Genomic DNA, 19,566 nt, shown 5'->3' on the forward strand with positions numbered 1-19,566 from the left:
AGTTCTGGCCGGTTCGCCGCGCGGCCGTTCGTTGGTGACTCTTCAGCGGCGCGCGGCGCGCACCGATCTCGTTGTTCGCCCGGCCGTCCGCGCGGCCGGGGGCGTTGTCAAAGGCTGCGTCTCAGCCAGGATCCGATCCGGCCGGCGCGGGTGTTCTCGTTGAAGGCGACCGTCGCGATGGACGGCGCCGAGACGTTCTCGCGGTGGGCGACCTGCGGGTAGATCAGCAGGCCGACGGCCGTCGCGAAGGCCGGGCCCTTGCTCGACGGATTCAGTCCCGACACGCCCATCGGCCGGCCGAGCCGGACGTTGCGCTGCAGGATGGTGCGGGCCGTGTCGCCGAGACCGGCCAACTGGCTGGCACCGCCGGTCAGGACGATGCGCTTGCCGATGACGTGGCCGAGGCCGGACGAGGCCAGCCGGTCGCGGACCAGCTCCAGCGTCTCCTCGACGCGCGGCCGGATGATCCGCGCGACCAGCGAGCGGGCCACGGTGACCGGCGCGTCGTGGCCGTCCTCGCCGAGGGCGGCGACCTGCACGGTCTCGCCGTCCTGCATCAGCTCGGTCAGCGTGCAGCCATGCATGACCTTCAGCCGTTCGGCATCGGCCAGCGGGATGGACAGGCCGCGGGCCAGATCCATGGTTATGTGCCGGCCGCCCATGGCGACCTGGTCGGCATAGACGAAGCGACCGTTCTGGAAGATCGCGATGGTGGTCGCACCGCCGCCCATGTCGATGCAGGCCGAGCCCATGGCGGCCTCGTCCTCGACGAGGGTCGACAGCGCGCTGGCATAGGGCGTGGCGACGAAGGCCTCGACCATCAGCTGGGCGCGGTTGACCACCGCCTCGAGATTGCGCAGCGGCGTTTCCTCGGCCGACAGGACATGCATCGAGGCGCCGAGCCGCGAGCCGGTCATGCCGACCGGATTGTCGAGGCCGCCCTCGCCGTCCAGCGCCAGGTCGTAGGCCATGGAATGCAGCGCCACGCGGCGCTCATCGAGCGGCACGCGTGCGGCCATGCCGAGGACGCGCTCGACGTCCATCTTGTCGATCTCGCCGGACGTCGCGATCTCGGCCGAGCCGCTGTGGCTCTTCAACCGCCCGGCAGTGACCGAGACGATCAAGGATTCGATGGTCAGGCCGGCCATCCGCTCGGCAGCGTCGACGCACAGGCGGATCGACTGCTCGGCCGCGTCGAGGTCGACGACGACGCCGGACTTGATGCCGTGCGAACGCTGGTGACCGACGCCGATGACCTCGATCGTATGGGTGCGGCCGGGCAGCATCTCGCTGGCCAGGCGCGGCTTCAGGCGCGCGATCAGGCAGGAGATCTTTTCCGAGCCCACGTCGAGCACCGAAATGATCCGGGCGCGGCGCTTCGGCAATGCCTTGATGCGGGGCAATTCGTCCCCGCCGCGATTGAACAGACTCATACCGGCTTGTCCTTCCGGCTACGCTTGATGAGCTTCTCGCGCTCTTCGAGTGCCGCGTTCCGGCGCACCAGGGCGTCGGGAGTGAGCTTGACGACCATGCGATCGGACAGCCGCATGTCGACGGAGACGATGTCCCGCGACAGAAGTCCGTTCTCCCGATCCATTCTCGCTACCTCGGCCAATGCTTCTACCGGCTGATCTTCGGGCAACAGGACGGACAGGCCGTTCTCCAGTCGCAGATCCCACCGGCGGTCTCCGACGCGAACATACGCCTTGACCCTTGCGCGAAGCTCGGGAAGCACTTCCATTTCATCGATCAGGGCGGCGGCATGGGTTGCCGCGCCGGCGCCGACGACGATGGGCAGCGCGGCGAAACGGCCGGGCACGAAGGGGACGATTTCCTGTCCCTCGCGATTGACCACGACGAATTCCCGGCCCTTCTGCCAGACCGCATAGGGGCGGTGCTCGGAGATGCCGATCTTGACGCGGCCGGGGAAGATCTTGGCGACCGAGGCGCGGTCGATCCAGGGCATCGCCTCCAGCGTCTCGCGGGCCGCGGACGGATCGAGCGAGATCAGGCTCTGGGAGCCGGTCTGCCACAGCGCCTGCAGAACGTCGATTTCCGAGGTCTCGGCATTGCCGACGACGTCGATGTCCTCGATGGCGAAGCCCAGCGGCTGGGCGACGGAATCGACCACGGTGACCGTATGGCCGCCCTGGACGACGCCGTAGACGACCGATGCGCCGACGACGACGGCCGCGAGGCTGCCGAAGCGCGGCAGCGGCAGATGCGCCACATCGCCGGCCAGCGCCGAGATCCGGCGGCCGAAGCGCGCGGTGCGCAGCATCAGCCGGCCGGCGGCACCCGGCCGCGGGTCGTCGTGGTGATCATGATAGGCCCCGTAGGGGCGCTGGGCGGTCATCGGCGACATGAGGCATCCTCCACCATCCAGCTGAGAAGTTCGGGGAAGCTGTGACCGGACGCGGCAGCGATGTCGGGCACCAGCGAGGTCTCGGTCATGCCCGGCTGGGTGTTGACCTCCAGCCAGACCACCTCGCCGCCCGGACCGAACCGGTCGTCATAGCGAAAGTCCGAGCGCGACACGCCGCGGCAGCCGAGCGCCGCATGGGCGGCCAGCGACCAGCCCTGGATCTTGCGCGCGACATCCTTGGGCAGGTCGGCCGGCACGATGTGGCTCGAACCGCCGGGCACATATTTGGAATCGTAATCGTAGAAGGCGTGGCCCTCGGTGACGATCTCGCAGACCTCCAGCGCCACGTCGCCCATCACCGCACAGGTGAGTTCGCGACCGGCGATGAAGCGCTCGATCATGACGATGTCGCCATAGGGCCAGTCGTCGCCATAGAGCTGCTGCGGCGGATGCGGCTGGTCCTCGCGGACGATCAGCACGCCGAAGCTCGAGCCCTCGGCCACCGGCTTGATGACGTAGGGCGGCGGCAGGACATGGCTCTCGGCCGCGTCGAGGCGATGGCGGAGCTTGGCCTCGGCCACCGGCACGCCGGCCGCCTTGGCGACGATCTTGGCCCGTTCCTTGTGCATGGCCAGCGCCGAGGCCAGCACGCCGGAATGGGTGTAGGGAATTTCCAGATATTCGAGGATGCCCTGGATGGTGCCGTCCTCGCCGAAGGGCCCGTGCAGCGCATTGAAGGCGACGTCGGGGCGCAGGCGGGCCAGGGTCTCGGCGACGTTGCGGTCGACGTCGACCGTCGTGACGGTGTAGCCGGCGGTCTCCAGCGCAGCCGCGCAGGCCTTGCCGGAGGCCAGGCTCACGGGCCGCTCCGACGAAAACCCACCCATCAAGACTGCTACATGCTTGCCCATAGAACCCGATCCATCCTCAAAACGAGGGTATCGGCCATTCATCGCAGCCAGATGGTTAAGCGCGGGTTAAGGCACTCACGCTAAAGCAAGAAAATCGTAACGTTGCCACAATGGGGGTGGCAGATGTCGGGTCTGTCGTTCCGTTCAAATTTGCCTTCGCAGACAGCCGGTCCGTTAACGAATTGTCGATCATCTCCATGGTCGTGACCGTCAGGAGACATGCAATGTCGAACGATCTGCATGATGCCGTCGAAGAAGTCGTGATCCGCGCCAAGCAGGAGCGGACGGTACTGACGCTGGCCGACGCCGCAAGGCAGATCGCCATCGCCAGGGGCGCGACGGACCGCCGGGGGGACGGCGATCTGATGCTCGCCCTGATGAAGGAATCGGCGCGCCGCGGCGTCGCCATGCGCTTCAACTGAGCCGCGGCGAAAGATCGAGCGCGCGTTGAACGCCCGCGCGGCGCCTTGAGCAGCCGCGCCGACGTCACTTGCCGAGAAACGGCTCCACCACGGCGCCGTCGCGGAAGCGGCCGAGCCGCTTGATCTCCCATTCGAGCCGGATGCCAGAATTCTCCAGCACCCGGGCGCGCACCGTCTCGCCGAGGCACTCCAGATCGTAGGCGGTCGCCGACGCGTCGTTGATCATGAAATTGCAGTGCAGCTCGGACATGTGCGCACCGCCGACGCGAAGCCCGCGGCAGCCGGCCTTGTCGACTTCCTTCCAGGCGGAACTGCCGGCCGGGTTCTTGAAGGTCGAGCCGCCGGTCTTCTCGCGGATCGGCTGCACCGTCTCGCGGTGATGCTGGACCTCGTCCATCTTCGCGCGGATCTCGGCTTCCTCGGCCGGATAGCCCTCGAAGACCGCCGAGGTGAAGATCAGGTCGCGCGACGCCGCCGAATGGCGATAGGCGTAGCCCATCTCCTCATTGGTGAGGACATGCACGACGCCCCTGCGATCCAGCGCCCGCACCTCGACCACCCGCTCGCAGGTCTCGACGCCGTTGGCGCCGGCATTCATCCGCAGGGCACCGCCGATGGCGCCGGGAACGCCGTGGTAGAAATGAAAGCCGCCGAGCCCCGCCTCAAGCGCCGCCGCGGCCAGCCGCTTGTCGGGCAGCGCGGTGCCGGCGCGCAGGGTGCGCTCGCCGATGCGCTCGACCTGGCCGAAGCCCTTGGCGGACAGGCGGATCACCACGCCCGGCACGCCGCCGTCGCGCACCAGGAGGTTCGAGCCAATGCCGACGACCAGCACCGGGATCTCCTCGGGCAATGCCGCCAGGAAGGTCGCCAGATCCGCCTCGTCGGCCGGCTGGAACAGAAGCTCGGCCGGACCGCCGGCGCGGAACCAGGTGATCTTGTCCATGCCCGCATCAGGCGTCAGCCGTCCCCGGACCGCCTCCAGCCTGTCGCCGAGGGAGGCCAGCAGATCCGCACCCGCCATCAGGCCGAGGCCCGGCCGTTGTTCGCGGCCAGCGCTTCCAGATCCTTCGGCAGCGCATAGGCCCATTGCGAGATCGAGCCGGCGCCGAGGCAGACCACCATGTCGCCGGGCTCGGCCAGATTGTGGATCAGCGGGGCGAGTTCTTCCGGCCCGTCGATCAGGCGCGCGTCGCGATGGCCGCCGAGCTTCAGCCGCTCGACCAGGATCTCGGAGCTGACGAAGTCGATCGGCTCCTCGCCGGCCGCATAGACCGGTGCGATGATCACCGTGTCGGCGTCGTTGAAGCAGGCGGCGAAATCGGCGAACAGCGCCTGCAGCCGGCTGTAGCGATGCGGCTGGACCACCGCGATGACCCGGCCGCTGGCCGACGAGCGCGCCGCCGACAGCGCGGCCCGGATCTCCACCGGATGGTGCCCGTAATCGTCGTAGATGGCGACCTCGCCGACGACGCCGGTCAGGGTGAAGCGCCGCTTGACGCCGCCAAAGCCCGCGAGACCCTTGCGAATGGCGTCGCCCGAGATGTTCAGGCGGTGCGCCACGGCGATCGCGGCGGTGGCGTTGGAGACGTTGTGGCGGCCCGGCATCGGCAGGACGAGGCCGTCGATGCGCTCGGTCGTGCCCTTCACCCGGTCGCGGATCGAGATGTCGAAATGCGACTTGCCGGCGGTGAAGCTGACATTCTCGAAGCGCACGTCGGCCTGCAGATTCTCGCCATAGGTGATGATGCGGCGATCCTCGATGCGCGAGACCAGCGCCTGCACTTCCGGGTGGTCGAGGCACATCACGCCGAAACCGTAGAAGGGCACGTTCTCGACGAAGGCGCAGAACGCCTCGCGGACCTTGTCGAAGGTGCCGTAATGGTCGAGATGCTCGGGATCGATATTGGTGACGACGGCGATATCGGCCGGCAGCTTTAGGAAGGTGCCGTCGGATTCGTCGGCCTCGACGACCATCCACTCGCCCTCGCCCATGCGGGCGTTGGTGCCATAGGCGTTGATGATGCCGCCATTGACCACGGTCGGGTCGAGATCGCCGGCATCCAGGAGGGTCGCGACCATTGAGGTGGTCGTCGTCTTGCCATGGGTACCGCCGATGGCGACGGCATGGCGGAAGCGCATCAGCTCGGCCAGCATCTCGGCGCGGCGCACGATGGGCAGCAGCCGCTCGCGGGCGGCGGCGAGCTCCGGATTGCTGCGCTTGATCGCGGTGGAGACGACGACGACCTCTGCCTGGCCGAGATTTTCGGCGGAATGGCCGACGAAGATCTTCACGCCCAGTTCGCGCAGGCGCTGGACATTGGCGTTCTCGCCCTGGTCGGAGCCCTGGACGTTATAGCCGAGATTGACCAGCACCTCGGCGATGCCGCTCATCCCGATGCCGCCGATCCCGATAAAGTGGACCGGTCCGATGTTCGGCGGCATCTTCATGACCGCATCCCCCTGATTTCATGTGTGTTCAGCTTGGTTTCACGGCCTGCGGCATAGACTCAACGAGGTCGGCAAGCAACTCCGCCGCGTCCGGTATCCCCGTCGCACGCGCCGCCGCGGCCATCGCCGCGGCCTTGGCCGGGTCGCCGGCGATGCCGGCGACCAGCCCGGCAAGGCGCTCGGGCGTCAGCTGCGCCTGCGGCTCGACCAGCGCCCCGCCCTCGGCCTCGAGCCGCGCCGCATTGGCGGCCTGGTCGTGGTCGAGCGCATAGGGATAGGGCACGAGGATCGCCGGCCGGCCGACCACCGCGATCTCCGAGACCGTCGAGGCGCCGGAGCGGCTGATCACCAGATGCGCCGCGCCGATCCGCTCGGCCATGTCGGAGAAGAACGGCGCGACCGTCGCGGGAATGCCCTCGGCTTCGTAGAAGCGGCGCACAGTCTCCTCGTCCTCGGCCCGCGCCTGCTGGGTGACGACCAGCCGCCGGCGCAGCGCCTCGGGCAGATGCGCGATCGCCTTGGGCATGACCTGCGAGAAGAACTGCGCGCCCTGGCTGCCGCCGAAGACGACGAGATTGAACGGCGCGTCGGCCTCGGCCGGCCTGTAGGCCTGGCGCGCCGCGAGGATCACGGCCGGGCGCACCGGATTGCCGGTGACGGTGATCTTGCTGACGATGGCCGGATCGGCCTTGCCCTGCGGGATGCCGGCGGCGATGCGGTCGACCCGCGGCGCCAGGAACTTGTTCGCCCGGCCCATCACGGCGTTCTGCTCGTGGATCATGGTGGGGCGGCCGGCGCGCTGCGCCGCCATCAGCGGCGGCACGGTCGGATAGCCGCCGAAGCCGACGACCACCGCCGGGCGGATCTCGCGGATCAGCGCGCCGGCCTCGCGGAAGCCGCGCCACAGGGTCCACAGCGCCGAGAACACCTTGACCGGGTTCTTCGAGGCGAAGGTCGCCGAGCGGACGCGGTGGATCTCCTTGACCGGAAACCGGTCGGCGAAGCGGCCGGCGCGGTCGTCGGTGACGAGATGGACGTCGTGGCCGCGCGCGACGAGTTCGTGCGCCAGCGCCTCGGCCGGAAACAGATGGCCGCCCGTGCCGCCGGCGGAAAGCAGGATCGTGGTCATGGTCAGGCGATATCCATGCGGGCCGCCGGACGCAAGCGTACGCCGCGGCGGGCTGTCATGCACCGACGACCTCTCAGGGGACGGCGGCGTTTGTATGGCCGAAGCCGTGTCAGGCGGGGCTGTGCATCTGCCAGGTCCGCTCCAGAAGCCGGTCGGTATGCGAACGGTTCTCGGGGCGACGGCGGGTGAGCGCCAGGATGAAGCCGGCGGAGACCGCCACGGCCAGCATCGACGAGCCACCGTAGGAGATGAAGGGCAGCGTCATGCCCTTGGCCGGCATCAGCTGCAGGTTCACCGCCATGTTGATGATCGACTGCAGGCCGAACAGCAGGACGAGCCCGGCGATCGCCAGCCGGTTGAAGACGTCGCGCTGGACCAGCGCCACCTGCAGGCCGCGGATCACGATGAAGGCGAAGATCGCCGCCAGCAGCGCGCAGGTGACGATGCCGAATTCCTCGGCCAGCACGGAGAAGGCGAAGTCGGTGTGGCTGTCGGGCAGCATCCGCTTGACGGTGCCCTCGCCCGGTCCCTGTCCCAGCCAGCCGCCACGCATGATCGCCTCGCGGGCGGTGTCGGTCTGGAAGGTGTCGCCCTCGCCGGTGAGGAAGCGGTCGATGCGGCTCGCCACATGCGGGAAGGCGAGATAGGCCAGGAGCGCGCCGCCGGCGCCGATGCCGCCGAGGACGGCGATCCACAGCCAGGACAGGCCGGCCATGAAGAACAGCCCGCCCCAGGCGCCGGCGACCAGGATGGTCTGGCCGAGATCGGGCTGGGCGACCAGCAGCGCCACCGCCACCAGCAGCAGGATCAACGCAAACAGGTTGCCGGGGATCTCGGCGCGGCGCTGGTTCTCGGCGAACAGCCAGGCGCAGATCACCACGAAGGCCGGCTTCATGAATTCCGACGGCTGCAGGTTGAGCGGGCCGAGGTCGATCCAGCGGCGGGCGCCCTTGATCTCGGTGCCGAAGAACAGCGCCATCACCATCAGCGCCATGGAGACGGCAAGCATGATCAGCGCGGTGCGGCGCACGCCGCGCGGGCTGAGCAGCGAACAGGCGAACATCACCAGCGCCGACGGGATCAGGAAGACCGCGTGCCGCTTGACGAAATGGAAGGGCTCGAGCCCGATGCGCTCGGCGACGGGCGGGCTGGCCGCGAAGGACAGCACCAGGCCGCCGACCAGCAGCGTCAGGAACGCCGCCAGGAACCAGCGATCGACGCCCCACCACCAGTCACTGATCACACCACGCTTGATCCGGCTCGTCATCGTCATCCCTTCCGGATCATCGCCATGTCCGGCAGCTTGCGTACCGCGTCGCGGAAGGCATCGCCCCGAACCTCGAAATTGCGGAACTGGTCGAAGCTGGCACAGGCCGGCGACAGGAGGACGACCGCCTCCGCCCCCTCGCCCTGCGCTGCCGCGTCCGCTGCCGCATCGGCCGCCGCGCGTTCCACCGCGACCTTCAGCGTACCGGAAATTTCGTAAGGAATTCGTTTACCAAGCGTCGCGGCGAAGGACGGCGCCGCCTCGCCGATCAGATAGGCCTTGGCGATCCGCGGGAAGAACGGCGACAGCGAACCGATGCCGCCCTCCTTGGGCAGGCCACCGGCGATCCAGTGGATGCGCGGGAAGGCCGCCAGAGCGGGTGCCGCGGCCTCGGCATTGGTCGCCTTGGAATCGTTGACGAACAGCACGGGGCCGGCCCGGCCGACCTCTTCCATGCGGTGCGCCAGCCCGGGGAAGCTTTCGAGGCCGGCGACGATCTCCTCGTCGGACAGGCCGAGCGCGGTGAAGACGGCGACCGCCGCGGCGGCGTTCTGCCCGTTGTGGCGGCCGCGCAGCGAGCCGATGGCGGACAGGTCGAAGCTCGCCTCGGGGCGGCCGTCCATGCGCCGGTGCAGCACCCGGCCGTCGAAGCCGACGCCGGCATCGAGCCCGTCGGTCTGCGAGATGCGAACGACCCTATGGCCCTCCGATTCCAGTTCGTCGGCGATCTGGCGGCAATGGGGATCGTCGACGCCGACGATGGCAAGCTGCGAACCCGCCACCAGCCGCGCCTTGACCGCGGCGTAGCTGCTCATCGAGCCGTGGCGGTCGAGATGGTCCGGCGTCAGGTTGAGCAAGAGCCCGATGGACGGCTCGATCGTCGGCGCGAGGTCGATCTGGTAGGAGGAGCACTCGACGACGTAGTGGCGCTCGGGCGCCGGCGGCGCGAGGGTCATCACCGCGACGCCGATATTGCCGCCAAGCTGCACGTCGCGCCCGGCATGGGCAAGGCAATGGGCGATCAGCGCCGTCGTCGTCGACTTGCCGTTGGTGCCGGTGATGGCGACGAAGGGCGCCGTCGGTGCCAGCGCCCGGCGCTCGCGGCAGAACAGTTCGATGTCGCCGATCACCTCGACGCCGGCCGCATAGGCCAGCGCGACGGTCCAGTGTGGCCGCGGATGGGTCAGCGGCACGCCCGGCGACAGCACCAGCGCGGCAAAGCGCGTCCAGTCGGCAGAGGCCAGATCGACGGTCGGGATGCCCTCGGCGATCGCCGCCTCGACGCTGGCCGGGTTGTCGTCCCAGGCCGCAACCTCGGCGCCGCCCTCCTGCAAGGCGCGCGCGGTCGCCCGGCCCGAGCCGCCCAGCCCGAACAGCGCCACCGACTTGCCAGAGAATGCGCGCGCCGGGATCATCTGCTACCTCAGCTTCAGGGTCGACAGGCCGACAAAGGCCAGCATGAAGGCGATGATCCAGAAGCGGATCACGACCTGGCTCTCGGTCCAGCCGAGCTTTTCGAAATGGTGGTGGATGGGCGCCATCAGGAACACCCGCCGCCCGGTCAGCTTGAACCAGCCGACCTGGATGATCACCGACAGCGCCTCGATGACGAACAGGCCGCCGATGATGGCGAGGACGATCTCGTGCTTGGTGGCGACCGCCACCGTGCCGGTCATGCCGCCCAGCGCCAGCGAGCCGGTGTCGCCCATGAAGATGGCGGCCGGCGGCGCGTTGAACCACAGGAAGCCGAGACCGGCGCCGATCACCGCGCCGCAGATCGGCGCCAGTTCGCCGGTGCCGGCGACATAGTGGATCTGCAGGTAATTGGCGAAGTTCACGTTGCCGGCGACATAGGCGATCAGGCCGAAGGCGCCGGCGGCGATCATGATCGGCACGATCGCCAGGCCGTCGAGACCGTCGGTCAGGTTCACGGCATTGGCCGCGCCGACGACGACGAAGGCGGCGAAGCCGACATAGAACCAGCCGAGATTGAGGAGGATTTCCTTGACGAAGGGAAACGCCAGCGAGGTCGCGAAGTCACCGGTGCCGGCATAGATGATCAGCACCGCGGCGACGCCGGCGATCAGGAACTCCAGCGCCAGCCGCATCTTGCCGGAAAAGCCCTTGTCGCTCTGCTTGGTGACCTTGAGATAGTCGTCGTAGAAGCCGATCGCGCCGAAGCCGAGCGTCACCAGCAGCACCGTCCAGACATAGAGATTGCGCAAATCCGCCCACAGCAGCGTCGCCGTCAGGAAGCCGGTCAGCATCATCAGGCCGCCCATGGTCGGCGTGCCGGCCTTCTTGAAATGGGTCTGCGGCCCGTCGGCGCGGATCGGCTGGCCGCGGCCCTGGCGCACGCGCAGATTGGCGATGACGACGGGGCCGAACAGGAAGACGACGAGGAAGCCGGTGATCATCGCCGCGCCGGTGCGGAAGGTGATGTACCGGAAAACGTTGAACAGCGGGAAATCGGCACCGAACTGGCCGAGATAGGCAATCATTAAGCGGCTCCCGCTGGGTCTGTATCGTCCGCCGGCGGCTCGGCCGGGGACATGGCGTCGGCGGAGGAGGTCTCCGGCGCGTCGGTTTCGGCCGCCTTGGGCGGATAGAGGGCGAGGAGCTTGTCGACCAGCGGCGAGAAGCCGATGCTCTTGGACGCCTTGACCATGACGACGTCGCCGGTGCGCATGGTCTTCAGGAGGCTGTCCAGCAATTCGCCGGCATTCTCGTGCCATTCGCGGCGCACGCGCGATTCCAGCACGTCGTCGAGCGCCTTCATCTCGTCGCCCGCCAGGAAGACGAGGTCGACGCCCGCCGCCTCGATGGGTTCGACGAGACCGGCATGCAGGCCCGGGGCCTTGTCGCCGAGTTCCAGCATGTCGCCGAGGACGGCGATGCGGCGACCGCCCTCGCCCGGCTTCGCGGCGCCCAGTACGTCGAGCGCGGCGCGCATCGAGGCCGGGTTGGCGTTGGAGCTCTCGTCGATCAGCTCGACACGGCCGCCGGCCGGCATCGGCAGGAGGTCGCGCCCGCCGCGGCCCTTGACGGCGCGCCAGTCCTTCAGCGCGCCGGCGACCCGGTGAGGGTCGGCATGGGCCAGCGACGCCGCGCCGAGGACGGCGAGGACGTTCTGCGCCATGTGGCGGCCGCGGGAGGTCAGCTCGACGCGTACGGTATCGCCGCCGATATCGGCTTCCATCACCGAATGCTCGCCGGTCGGCGCGAAGGACAGGAGCCGGAAGTCGGCGCCGGCGCTCTCGCCGAAGGTGCGGATCTCGGTGACGCCTGCCTTGCGGGCCATGGTCGCCAGCGGGCCGCATTGCGGATCGTCGGCGTTGAGGATGGCGGTGCCGTCGCTGACCAGCCCCTCGAAGATCTCCGCCTTGGCCTCGGCGATCTCGTCGAGGTCGCGGAAATGGCCGAGATGGGCCGGCGCGATCAGGGTGATGATCGCCAGATGCGGCCGCACCAGCTTGACCAGCGGCCGGATCTCACCGGGATGGTTCATGCCGATCTCGAAGATCGCGAAGCGGGCGTCGCGCGGCAGGCGGGCGAGGCTCAGCGGCACGCCCCAGTGATTGTTGAAGGACGCGGCGCTCGCATGGACCTTGCCCTCGGCGGCCAGGCCGTGGCGCAGGGCCTCCTTGGTGGTGGTCTTGCCGACGCTGCCGGTCACCGCGACGATGGTCGCCTTGGAGCGCGCCCGCGCGGCTTCCGCCAGCCGCGACATCGCCTTCAGGACGTCGTCGACGATCAGCAGCGGCGACTGCACCCGGCCGAGCGCCGGCAGCTTCTGCTCGGAGACGACATGCAGCGCCGCCCCGGCCTTGGTCGCGGCGGTCAGGAAGTCATGGCCGTCGAAGCGGTCGCCCTGGATGGCGAAGAAGGCGTCGCCCGCCTCCAGCGTCCGCGTGTCGATGGAGATGCCGGAGATCGTCGCCGGCAGATCGCCGAGCGGACGGGCATGCATCGCCGCCGCCATGGCGTCGACGTCCCACAGTGCTTCGTTCATCGGGCCGCCTCCGTGAGTGCTGCGCGGACCTCTTCATGGTCGCTGAAATGATGGGTGACGCCGGCGACCGTCTGGCCGACCTCGTGGCCCTTGCCGGCGATCACCACGGTGTCGCCGGTGCGGGCGCTCGCGACGGCCTCGCGGATTGCGGCGCGGCGGTCGCCGATCTCGCGGGCGCCGTTGGCGGCGGCCATGATCTCGGCGCGGATCGCGGCGGGCTCCTCGGAACGCGGATTGTCGTCGGTGACGATGACGATGTCGGCGAGGCGCGCGGCGATCTCGCCCATCATCGGCCGCTTGGCCCGGTCGCGGTCGCCGCCGCAGCCGATCACCACGAGGACGCGGCCCGTCGTGAACGGGCGCACCGCCGCCAGCACGTTCTCCAGCGCCTCGGGCTTGTGGGCGTAGTCGACAAAGACCGGCGCCCCGTCCGCCGTGGTGCCGGCAAGGTCGAGCCGTCCGGCCGCGCCCTTCAGATGCTCCAGCGCGGCCAGCGCATCGGCGGTCGCAACGCCCGTCGCGATGGCGAGACCGGCGGCGACGAGGGCGTTGGCCATCTGGAATTCGCCGGCCAGCGGCAGCACGACCCGGTGGATACGGCCCTCCGCCTCGATCTCGGCGATCTGGCGCTGGCGCTCCAGTTCGAGCCGCTTCAGCGTCAGAAAATTGCCGCCGCGACCGACGGTCATCACCTTCGCGCCGGCGCTCGTCGCCACCTCGATGGCGCGGCCCGACCAGCGGTCGTCGGCGAAGATCACCGCCGGCGCGCCCTTCGGCAGCAGTGTCGTGAACAGCCGCATCTTGGCGGCGAAATAGGATTCGATGTCCGGATGATAGTCGAGATGGTCGTGGCCGAGATTGCTGAAGGCCGCCGCCGCCAGCCGCACTCCGTCGAGCCGGCGCTGGTCGATGCCGTGGCTCGACGCCTCCATCGCCGCGTGGGTGACCCCCTCGCCGGCCAGTTCCGCCATCAGCCGCATCAGCGCGATCGGGTCGGGGGTGGTCAGCGAGCCATATTCGTCGCGGCTCGGGGAGACGACACCGGTGGTGCCGACCGAGGCGGCGGCGAGGCCGCAGCGCGCCCAGATCTGGCGGGTGAAGGTGGCGATCGAGGTCTTGCCGGCCGTCCCGGTGATCGCGACCACATGCTCCGGCTGGGCGCCATGGAAGCGCGCGGCCATCAGGGCGATCGCCCGGCGCGGATCGGCAGCGCGCAGCACCGGCAGCGCGGTGTCGATCGCGGCCCCCTCGCCGGCAAGGATCGCGGCGGCGCCGCGCGCCTCGGCATCGGCAACGAAGCGCGCCCCGTCGGCACGGCTGCCGGCCAAAGCGGCGAACAGGAAGCCGGCACCGGTCTCGCGCGAGTCGACGCACAGGCCGGCGATGTCCGGATCGGACGTCGTCTGCCCCGTGGCAAGATCCTCAGCGAGTTGGGAAAGCTTCATTAACCATGTTCCGAGCTGGACCGCAAAGCCGGCGCATCGCCCGCCGGCCCGTCGGTCTTCTATAGGCAAGCGCCCGTCCGGTGAAGCGCACATCTCGCTGCGGCCCGACGCTTCGGTCCGGCTGTGGCTTTCCTGCGGCAGCGGTCCCGGCCGCCGCAGGCGATACCCGGTCTAGTAGGAGACCAGCAGCGACTTGCCCTCTTCGCCGAACTCGGGTCGCACGCCCAACAGGGTCGCCGAACGCCGGATGATGTTGCCGACGGTCGGCGCGGCGTTCATGCCGGCGGTGGCGTAATACTGGCCATCCTCCGGCTGGGGCTCGTCGATGACGACGAGGACGACATAGCGCGGATTGTCCATCGGGAAGGCCGACAGGAAGGCGTTGAACTTCTTCGTGTCGGAATAGCGCCCGTTGACCACCTTGTTGGCCGTGCCGGTCTTGCCGCCGACGCGGTAGCCGGTGACGTCGGCCTTGTTGCCCGAGCCGCGCTGGTCGGCGACGTTCAGGCGGAAGAGATAGCGCATCTGGTCGCTGGTCTTCTCGCTGAGGACCCGCGTGGCGACGGCCTCGGCCTCGGCGCGGCTGCGCGGCAGGAAGGTCGGCGGGATCAGCTTGCCGCCGTTCATCAGCGCGGCGGCGGCGACGGCGGTGTTCAGCGGCGTCGTGGACACGCCGTGACCGAAGGAGATCGTCACCGAGTTGATCTGCTTCCAGACCTTCGGCTGGGTCGGCGTGGCGACTTCCGGCAGCTCGGTCGTCATGCGCGACAACAGGCCGACGCGGGTCAGGAACTCTTGGTGCCCCTCGATGCCGACGGCCTCGGCTTCCTTGGCGCTGCCGATGTTCGAGGAATAGATAAAGACCTCGGGTACGCTCAGCACCCGGCGCTTGCCGTGGAAGTCGGAGATGGTGAAGCCGCCCATGCGGATCGGCCGCGTCGCGTCGAAGCTGTCGGTGATCTTCACCTTGCCGGAATCCAGCGCCATCGCCGTGGTGAAGGCCTTGAAGGTCGAGCCCATCTCGAACAGGCCCGCCGACATGCGGTTCATGCGGTCCTTGTCCAGCGCCTGGCTCGGCTGGTTCGGATCGTAATCCGGCAGCGAGGTCATGGCGACGACCTCGCCGGTGTGGACGTCGAGCACGACGCCGCCGGCGGCGATCGCCTTGTAGCGCGCCATGGCGGCGGCCAGTTCGTCACGCACGATGTGCTGAACGCGCAGGTCGAGCGACAGCTTCACCGGCTCCAGATCGGTGCCGACGGCAAGGCCCGCATCCTGCAGGGCGCGGTAGCCCTGGTCGTCGATGTATTTCTCCATGCCGGCAGTGCCCTGATTGTCGACATTGGTATGTCCGACAATGAAGCCCGCGGTGGTGCCGCCCGGATAGAAACGGCGCTTTTCGGTGCGGAAGCCGATGCCCGGAATGCCGAGATCGAGGACGGCCTGCTGCTGGCCCGGCGTCAGCTCACGGCGCAGCCAGACGAAGCCGGCATTGCTGGCGAGGCGGCGATAGAGCCATTTCGGGTCGAGATCCGGCATGACGCCGAGCAGCAGCTCGCTCGCCTCGTCCGGATCGATGATGCGGCGCGGCTCGGCGAAGAGCGAGGCGGTCTTGATGTCGGTGGCCAGCACCTCGCCATTGCGGTCGAGGAGGTCCGGGCGGTCCGACATGATCTTGTCGGCAGCACCATAGGCAGCGGCGCTTTCGGTCGGCGCGACGCCCCACATGACAAGGCGGCCGCCGATGACGCCGTAGATGCCGACGAACAGGCCCATGGCGATGACGAAGCGGCTGCGGTTCTTCGGTCCGCCGCGATGGCGGCGCGGCCGGCCGAAATGGTCGCAGTCCGGCAGCATGGTGCCGGCGGCGACGGGCTTGTTGCGCTTGAACGGATTGGGGACTCGCATCACCGCACCACCGTGTCGGAGCTGTCGGCATAGCCGCCGAGATTGCCGCCGGTCTCGGGCACGAGATTCACCGGACGCCGGGGCAGTTCGTCGGGACGCACGATCTGGTCGGGACGCATGGGCTGCAGCTGCAGCTCGTCCTGGAAGACATTGGCGATGCGCTGCAGCCGGTTCGGCTGGTCGAGCAGGCTCCAGTCGGCTTCCAGAAGCGAGATCGTCTCGCGCTCCAGCGCGATGCGGCGCTCGACCTTGGCGACCTCGGTCTCCAGCGTCTCGGCCTCATGCTTGATCTTGTAGGTCCAGGCTGCCGCAGAAATCATGACTGCAATCAGGACGATATCGAGAGTTTTCAACATGGTACTCAAACTCCGGTATCTGGGAGATCGGCGAGCGACGGCAGTCCGGCAAATCCGAGCTCGTCGGCGTCCTGGCGCGCCGGCTCGGCGGTGCGGATCCCGGCGCGCAGCTTGGCCGAGCGGGCACGCGGATTGCGCTCCGCCTCGGCGTCGGTCGCGCCGACGGCGCGGTTGCGCGCCTCGAAGGTCTGGGTGGCCGGCGCCACGTCCGGCAGATGGCGCGAGCCCGACGGCGGCGAGGACCGGTCGCGCAGGAAGCGCTTGACGATGCGGTCTTCGAGCGAATGGAAGCTGACGATCACCAGCCGGCCGCCGGGCTTCAGCACCCGCTCGGCCGCCACCAGCGCCCGGGCGAGCTCGCCGAGCTCGTCATTGACGAAGATGCGCAGGCCCTGAAAGCTGCGCGTCGCCGGATCGATCTTGTCCTTGGGGCCGCGTCCGACGACCTTGCCGATGACGCCGGCGAGATCAAGGGTCCGCGTGAAGGGCTGCTCGAGACGGCGCGCCTCGATGGCCCGGGCGACCCGGCCCGCCTGCTTTTCCTCGCCGAGAATGCCGATGACCCGCAGAAGGTCGCCGACCTTCAAGCGGTTGACGACATCGGCAGCGTTCGGGCCGGCGCCGCTCATGCGCATGTCGAGGGGCCCGTCCTTCTGGAAGGAAAAGCCGCGCTCGGCCTCGTCGAGCTGCATGGAGGAGACGCCGACATCGAGAACGATGCCGTCGACACGGCCGCCCGCGGCCTCGGCCCGGGTCTCGACGATGCGCTGCAGGTCGCCGAAGCGGCCCTCGACCGGCGTCAGCCGGCCGCCACAGTTTTCAGCCAGTTCGCGCGCCGTGGCGATGGCAGCCGGATCGCGGTCGATGGCGATGACGTCGGCGCCGGCCTCGAGGATGGCGCGCGTGTAGCCGCCGGCCCCGAAAGTGCCGTCGACGATGATCTCGCCCGGCTTCGGTGCGAGCGCCTCGAGCACTTCCGCGAGAAGCACCGGAATGTGGCGAGCCGGTCCGCCAACCACGGGATCATCGATCCCGTCGTGACCCGCCGTCATTCCGGTGCTCCCGCAGAAGCCTTGCCGCCCGGCGATGTCGCCAGGAGCCGTGCCCGTGCCTCGCTGCGTGCCGCCTCGAACCGCGCCGGCTCCCAGAGCTGGAAGTATTTGCGCGTTCCCACGAAGGCGACCTTGTCCGTGATGCCGGTATGCGAGCGGATGAAGTCCGTCACCACGATCCGCCCCTCTGCATCGAATTTCAAATATGCGCCGTCGCCGTAGGCGAAGAGCGCAAGGTCCTGATAGGCCTCGCTGAACGGATCCTGCGTATCCATCTGGCGCTCGAAGCGCTCCAGCAGATCCGGCCCGCCCACTTCCATCACCGGCAGCGACAGGCTGCGCATGGCGAACAGGTCGCGAATGCCCCGCGCCGCGATCACCTGCCGGAACGAGGCCGGCACGGACACCCGACCCTTGGAGTCGATGTTGTTGACGTAGTTGGAGAGGAACCAGTCCATCAGCCGCAGCGCTGCCCGTCGCGACAGATTCCCATCTCATCAAGGCCCCCGCCTGCCTGCCGTGCGACCGGTGCACCATCCCCACGGCGCTGCCCGACTTGCGGCAACTCTTGCCCGCCCCGGACTGCCCGAAGCGCATCGTTTTCTGCCTGAAATGGAGCCCCGAGCGGCCCCTTAATGATGGCTTATGGAATATCATGGGCACTCTTGGTCGTCAATGGGATCGCCCCACACGAAGGCGGCGCACGGCCTTCCGGAAGGGTCTAGCACGCAGCCATTAATAGCCTATTAACATTGACGTTTTCCAAACAGGCCGGGATTTCGGGCGGCCATGAGTTCAGTCGCAGCAAGGCCTCCGGCCGCCGTCTGACGGAACGGAAATTCCATAGGAATTCGGGGTGGTTGCGGCGCGAGGGGACGCCAGCCCATGGCCGAACAGAAATATCTGCCGGAACGCTCTCGACGGTCCGCCGACCGGGACGATCGGCCGGTCGCGGTGACGCGCACGAAGTGGGGAAGCGGGAATGAAAAGTGCCAGCCGGCCTGTAAGCCGGGTTCTGTCAGCGGCATGACCGCCGGACGACCATTCCTCTGGGACGACCCTTGCGGGCCGCCTCTAGCAACCTACCCGAACGACCGGCCCGGAGAGGGCTGGCGACCCGTCTTGCGACGGACCGACCGCGTCGTTCCTATTCGGTCTTGCTCCCGGTGGGGTTTGCCGTGCCGTCGCTGTTGCCAGAGACGCGGTGGGCTCTTACCCCACCGTTTCACCCTTACCCCGCCAGCACTGCGGCTCCGTCGCGTTTCGTCGCGCGAGCCGCACTGCAGGCGGGGCGGTCTGTTTTCTGTGGCACTTTCCCTGGGATCACTCCCGCCGGACGTTATCCGGCACCGTTTCTCCGTGGAGCCCGGACTTTCCTCCCCCGCCGTCTTTCGACGTATGACGGGAGCGGCCGTCCAGCCGGCTGGCGCCCGCTACGTGTTCCGCACGGCCGGCGAAGTCAACGCCTAATCGTCATCGGCCGGGCGGCGCCGGCTCATTCCGGTGCCGTCGCGGCCAGCTTCGCCTCGGCCTTGGGCGGCAGCGCGAACAGCGCCACGAAGCGCTCGGCGACGGCCCGGTCGCCGGTCACGGTCAGCGCGCCGTCGGCCTCCAGCGCCGCCAGCGGCACCTTGCCGTAGACCGCGCCGGCGATGACCGGCGGCTCGGCGGCCAGGACGACATCGGCCGTATCGGGCGTCTCGGCGGCGATCTCGATCCGGCCGTCCGCGACATGGGCGAGGAAGTTCTGGTCGCCGACGACGAAGCCGAGCCGCGCGGCAAAACCGTCGGCCTTTTCGGGATCGAACATGGTGCGCAGCGACAGCATCAGCGACGACGCGCTGAACGGCATCGCCGGATCGTGCGCCGGCGAGCGCACCGCCCAGCGCCCCAGCGCCTGGAAGATCGGCTCGCACTCATAGCCCCATTCGGTGAGCTCGTAGACCTGCGAGGCCGCCGGCGGCGGCAGCCTTCGCCGCAACAGCACGCCGGCTGCCTCCAGGCCTTCCAGCCGCTGGGTCAGGACATTGGCGCTGAGCCCCGGCAGGGCGGACCGCAGATCGGAGAAGCGGCGCGGCCCCCACATCAGCTCGCGCACGACGAGCAGAGCCCAGCGCTCGCCGAGCAGGTCCATGGCGTGGGCCGCGGCACAGGCATCTTCATAGCGACGGCGCTGGCGGGTGTCAGGATTTTTGGTTATTTTTTCTAACTTCATTGTTGTCTTTTATAACTTGATGGGTCATCAATCGCA

Annotated in this window: 17 protein-coding genes and 1 other RNA gene; 1 reads left to right on the forward strand and 17 read right to left on the reverse strand. The window is 68.6% G+C overall.

Features of this window, described 5'->3' with window-relative positions:
* Window positions 1-107: 107 nt before the first annotated feature.
* The 3 genes from ftsA to ACEQX1_RS02955 are packed head-to-tail and all read right to left on the reverse strand — an operon-like array spanning window position 108 to window position 3,276.
* Window positions 108-1,433, reverse strand: coding sequence for a cell division protein FtsA (ftsA, locus tag ACEQX1_RS02945; RefSeq protein ID WP_187390555.1), 1,326 nt, complete (start codon window positions 1,431-1,433; stop codon window positions 108-110).
* Window positions 1,430-2,365: a cell division protein FtsQ/DivIB gene (locus tag ACEQX1_RS02950; RefSeq protein ID WP_024351994.1), complete on the reverse strand. Its 936-nt coding sequence runs from the start codon at window positions 2,363-2,365 to the stop codon at window positions 1,430-1,432. The genes ftsA and ACEQX1_RS02950 overlap by 4 nt, the downstream gene beginning before the upstream one ends.
* Window positions 2,353-3,276 carry a D-alanine--D-alanine ligase gene (locus ACEQX1_RS02955; RefSeq protein WP_188076298.1) on the reverse strand — a complete coding sequence of 308 codons (924 nt, stop codon included), beginning with the start codon at window positions 3,274-3,276 and terminating at the stop codon, window positions 2,353-2,355. Before ACEQX1_RS02955 ends, ACEQX1_RS02950 begins: the two co-directional genes overlap by 13 nt.
* 224 nt (window positions 3,277-3,500) lie before the next feature.
* Here ACEQX1_RS02955 and ACEQX1_RS02960 point away from each other — a divergent pair, with 224 nt between their 5' ends.
* The gene (locus ACEQX1_RS02960) at window positions 3,501-3,698 is read left to right on the forward strand and encodes a hypothetical protein (RefSeq protein WP_040325776.1); all 198 of its coding nucleotides are present in this window, start codon (window positions 3,501-3,503) and stop codon (window positions 3,696-3,698) included.
* Between the two features lie 64 nt (window positions 3,699-3,762).
* Here the strand turns inward: ACEQX1_RS02960 and murB are convergent, their stop codons facing one another.
* The 14 genes from murB to ACEQX1_RS03030 all read right to left on the reverse strand — a co-directional run bounded on the left by murB (window position 3,763) and on the right by ACEQX1_RS03030 (window position 19,530).
* Window positions 3,763-4,719, reverse strand: coding sequence for a UDP-N-acetylmuramate dehydrogenase (gene murB, locus ACEQX1_RS02965; protein WP_370196492.1), 957 nt, complete (start codon window positions 4,717-4,719; stop codon window positions 3,763-3,765).
* Window positions 4,719-6,146 carry a UDP-N-acetylmuramate--L-alanine ligase gene (gene murC / locus ACEQX1_RS02970; RefSeq protein ID WP_370195595.1) on the reverse strand — a complete coding sequence of 476 codons (1,428 nt, stop codon included), beginning with the start codon at window positions 6,144-6,146 and terminating at the stop codon, window positions 4,719-4,721. Before murC ends, murB begins: the two co-directional genes overlap by 1 nt.
* 28 nt (window positions 6,147-6,174) lie before the next feature.
* Window positions 6,175-7,281 carry an undecaprenyldiphospho-muramoylpentapeptide beta-N-acetylglucosaminyltransferase gene (gene murG / locus ACEQX1_RS02975; RefSeq protein WP_370196503.1) on the reverse strand — a complete coding sequence of 369 codons (1,107 nt, stop codon included), beginning with the start codon at window positions 7,279-7,281 and terminating at the stop codon, window positions 6,175-6,177.
* 103 nt (window positions 7,282-7,384) lie between these two features.
* Window positions 7,385-8,542, reverse strand: coding sequence for a putative lipid II flippase FtsW (ftsW, locus tag ACEQX1_RS02980; RefSeq protein WP_024352000.1), 1,158 nt, complete (start codon window positions 8,540-8,542; stop codon window positions 7,385-7,387).
* Window positions 8,543-8,544: 2 nt separating this feature from the next.
* Window positions 8,545-9,957 carry a UDP-N-acetylmuramoyl-L-alanine--D-glutamate ligase gene (murD, locus tag ACEQX1_RS02985; RefSeq protein ID WP_370192284.1) on the reverse strand — a complete coding sequence of 471 codons (1,413 nt, stop codon included), beginning with the start codon at window positions 9,955-9,957 and terminating at the stop codon, window positions 8,545-8,547.
* A gap of 3 nt (window positions 9,958-9,960) precedes the next feature.
* Window positions 9,961-11,043 (reverse strand): phospho-N-acetylmuramoyl-pentapeptide-transferase, encoded by a 1,083-nt coding sequence (gene mraY / locus ACEQX1_RS02990; protein WP_009210158.1) that lies wholly within the window; start codon window positions 11,041-11,043, stop codon window positions 9,961-9,963.
* Entirely contained in the window at window positions 11,043-12,554 is a 1,512-nt protein-coding gene (locus tag ACEQX1_RS02995) for a UDP-N-acetylmuramoylalanyl-D-glutamyl-2,6-diaminopimelate--D-alanyl-D-alanine ligase (RefSeq protein WP_370196493.1), read from the reverse strand. Before ACEQX1_RS02995 ends, mraY begins: the two co-directional genes overlap by 1 nt.
* Window positions 12,551-13,999, reverse strand: coding sequence for a UDP-N-acetylmuramoyl-L-alanyl-D-glutamate--2,6-diaminopimelate ligase (locus ACEQX1_RS03000; protein WP_370196494.1), 1,449 nt, complete (start codon window positions 13,997-13,999; stop codon window positions 12,551-12,553). Before ACEQX1_RS03000 ends, ACEQX1_RS02995 begins: the two co-directional genes overlap by 4 nt.
* Before the next feature lie 171 nt (window positions 14,000-14,170).
* Window positions 14,171-15,856 carry a peptidoglycan D,D-transpeptidase FtsI family protein gene (locus tag ACEQX1_RS03005; protein ID WP_370195999.1) on the reverse strand — a complete coding sequence of 562 codons (1,686 nt, stop codon included), beginning with the start codon at window positions 15,854-15,856 and terminating at the stop codon, window positions 14,171-14,173.
* A gap of 50 nt (window positions 15,857-15,906) precedes the next feature.
* A complete protein-coding gene (locus ACEQX1_RS03010; protein WP_024352006.1) occupies window positions 15,907-16,263 on the reverse strand; it encodes a hypothetical protein in 357 nt (118 codons plus the stop codon).
* Between the two features lie 5 nt (window positions 16,264-16,268).
* A complete protein-coding gene (gene rsmH / locus ACEQX1_RS03015) occupies window positions 16,269-17,315 on the reverse strand; it encodes a 16S rRNA (cytosine(1402)-N(4))-methyltransferase RsmH (protein ID WP_370195986.1) in 1,047 nt (348 codons plus the stop codon).
* Entirely contained in the window at window positions 17,312-17,773 is a 462-nt protein-coding gene (gene mraZ / locus ACEQX1_RS03020; RefSeq protein ID WP_024352008.1) for a division/cell wall cluster transcriptional repressor MraZ, read from the reverse strand. The genes rsmH and mraZ overlap by 4 nt, the downstream gene beginning before the upstream one ends.
* 530 nt (window positions 17,774-18,303) lie before the next feature.
* Window positions 18,304-18,742: RNase P RNA component class A (rnpB, locus tag ACEQX1_RS03025), an RNA gene on the reverse strand.
* A 68-nt stretch (window positions 18,743-18,810) separates the two neighbouring features.
* Window positions 18,811-19,530, reverse strand: coding sequence for a winged helix-turn-helix transcriptional regulator (locus ACEQX1_RS03030; RefSeq protein ID WP_370195987.1), 720 nt, complete (start codon window positions 19,528-19,530; stop codon window positions 18,811-18,813).
* Between the last annotated feature and the right edge of the window lie 36 nt (window positions 19,531-19,566).

The sequence above is a fragment of the Aurantimonas sp. genome (assembly GCF_964217435.1).
GTDB lineage: Bacteria > Pseudomonadota > Alphaproteobacteria > Rhizobiales > Rhizobiaceae > Aurantimonas > Aurantimonas coralicida.